3 protein-coding genes are annotated in these 1,975 nt (G+C 70.4%); 1 reads left to right on the top strand and 2 read right to left on the bottom strand.

Translation table 11 applies throughout. The features are described from left to right. Positions 1 to 17: 17 nt before the first annotated feature. Entirely contained in the window at positions 18 to 335 is a 318-nt protein-coding gene (locus I5E_RS13340; RefSeq protein ID WP_022907428.1) for a hypothetical protein, read from the bottom strand. A 140-nt stretch (positions 336 to 475) separates the two neighbouring features. Here I5E_RS13340 and I5E_RS13335 point away from each other — a divergent pair, with 140 nt between their 5' ends. Beyond that, on the top strand, positions 476 to 1,549 hold the full coding sequence (locus tag I5E_RS13335) for a spore photoproduct lyase family protein (RefSeq protein ID WP_022907427.1): 1,074 nt from the start codon (positions 476 to 478) through the stop codon (positions 1,547 to 1,549). 58 nt (positions 1,550 to 1,607) lie between these two features. Here I5E_RS13335 and I5E_RS24610 read toward each other — a convergent pair whose 3' ends face one another. Then, on the bottom strand, positions 1,608 to 1,784 hold the full coding sequence (locus tag I5E_RS24610) for a CsbD family protein (protein WP_022907426.1): 177 nt from the start codon (positions 1,782 to 1,784) through the stop codon (positions 1,608 to 1,610). Positions 1,785 to 1,975: the final 191 nt, after the last annotated feature.

Raw genomic sequence — 1,975 nt, 5'->3', positions numbered from 1 at the left:
CGAGTACCGCCCCTGACCTACGGCGCGCGACGGAGTCCGTCGAGCGCGTCGAGTTCGGCCAGGGCCGCTCGTGCGTCGGCGATCCGGTCGGCCTCGGGGCGACTCCACCACTCGGGCCCGCGCTCGCCGAGCCCGTGCTTCGCCAGGCCGTTGCGGTGCCGCGCGGCCGCGAGGGCGTCCTCGTCGCCCGATCGCCTGGCCTGCCCGACCGCGTTGCGACCCCGGCCGAGATGGGACCGGAGCGCTGCGGCGACGTCCTCCGGGAGCGCGGGATCGGTCCGTCGCCACCGCCGGCCGTCGACGACGAAGAAGTGGTCGTCGGGGGTCGCGGTCATGTCCTCGAGTCTCGCAGCGGACGCCGCGTTCGTCCGGGGTGGTGACCGTTCCGGTTCGAGATACCCGGGGATCGCGAACCGGAACGGTCAGCGCGCGGATCCGGTGGGCGGTGTCAGGGGCGCACGGTAGAACGGCGGGGATGCCCGCACCCCACCCGCGCCCCCTGCTCGACGTCCGCCGGATCTACGCCGAGCCCGCCGCCCTCGAGCTGCAGCGCGGGCAGGAGGTCGTCGGACGCTGGCCCGACGCCGAGATCGTGCCCGTCGCCTCGCACTGGAACATCCCCGAGGTGCACGGCGACGAGCGCAACGTCCAGCGGTGGGTGCGCATCAAGACCGAGGCGCTCGTGCTCGGTGTGAAGAAGTCCCTCGTGACCCGGCCGAACGGGCGCTCCGCCGACTTCATCGCCCCCTCGACGGCGAACGGCTGCGCCATGGCGTGCGCGTACTGCTACGTCCCGCGGCGCAAGGGCTACAGCAACCCCGTCACGGTCTTCGCGAACATCGACCAGATCACGAAGCACGTCGCCCGGAACATCGCGAAGCAGGGGCCGAAGACCGAACCGAACCAGTGCGACCCGGACGCGTGGGTGTACGACATCGGGGAGAACAGCGACTGCTCGGTGGACGCGATGCTGAGTGACAACGTGCGCGACCTCTGCGACCTGTTCCGGATGTCGCCCACCGCGAAGGCGTCCTTCGCCACGAAGTACGTGAACCGCGACCTGCTCGACTGGGACCCGGTGGGGCGCACCCGGATCCGGTTCTCGCTGATGCCGCACGAGACCGCCAAGGTCACCGACATCCGGACGAGCCCGGTCGCCGAACGGATCGCCGCGGTGAACGACTTCGTCGACGCCGGGTACGAGGTCCACCTCAACTTCTCACCCGTCGTCCTCACACCGACGTGGGAGGCCGACTGGACCGAGCTGCTCCGACGGGTCGACGACGTCCTGTCACCGGCGGCGAAGGCGCAGCTCGCGGCCGAGGTCATCTTCCTCACCCACAACGAGGCGCTGCACGAGGTGAACCTCGGCTGGCACCCCAGGGCCGAAGAACTGCTCTGGCGTCCGGACCTGCAGGAGCAGAAGGTGTCCCAGAACGGTGCGGTGAACGTCCGGTACCGCGCCGGGATGAAAGGGGCGCTGGTCGAGCGCTTCCGCGAGCTCGTCGCGGAGCACCTGCCGAGCTGCCGGATCCGCTACGCCTTCTGACCGCACGGAACGACGAACGCCCGCGCCGGACGGCGCGGGCGTTCGTGGTTCGACGGGCTCAGTGACCGTCGAGCTTGTCCTTGGCCTTCTCGGTCTCGAGGCGTGCCTCGCCCATAGCCTGGTCCTTCTGGCCCTGGTGCTTGAGCTCGGCGTCGTCGGTGTGCTTGCCGACGGCCTCCTCGACCTTGCCGACGATCTTCTGGGTGGCGTCCTTGGCCTTGTCTCCGAGCGACATGGTGTCTTCCTTCCTCCGGGAACCGCCGAGGGTCCCCGGCGCCTGTGCCACGAAGACAACCAGGCGCCACCGCGGGGTTCGCGGCCGAGGCGCAGGTTGGTGTACCCCGGTTGCTTCCGTCGGGGTACGGATCAGGGGACGAGGCGGTCGGCCCGGTAGCGGTCGAACAAATGGGCGAAGGCGCGCTCGGT

This window comes from Curtobacterium sp. B18, from assembly GCF_000333375.1.
Taxonomy (GTDB): Bacteria; Actinomycetota; Actinomycetes; order Actinomycetales; family Microbacteriaceae; genus Curtobacterium.
The sequence above is the reverse complement of the archived record's forward strand: the minus strand, read 5'-3'. Positions and strand labels throughout refer to the sequence as shown.

Coding starts and splice junctions, on each gene's coding strand:
- I5E_RS13340 (WP_022907428.1), bottom strand. CDS start 335: ATGACCGCGACCCCCGACGACCACTTCTTCGTCGTCGACGGCCGGCGG.
- I5E_RS13335 (WP_022907427.1), top strand. CDS start 476: ATGCCCGCACCCCACCCGCGCCCCCTGCTCGACGTCCGCCGGATCTAC.
- I5E_RS24610 (WP_022907426.1), bottom strand. CDS start 1,784: ATGTCGCTCGGAGACAAGGCCAAGGACGCCACCCAGAAGATCGTCGGC.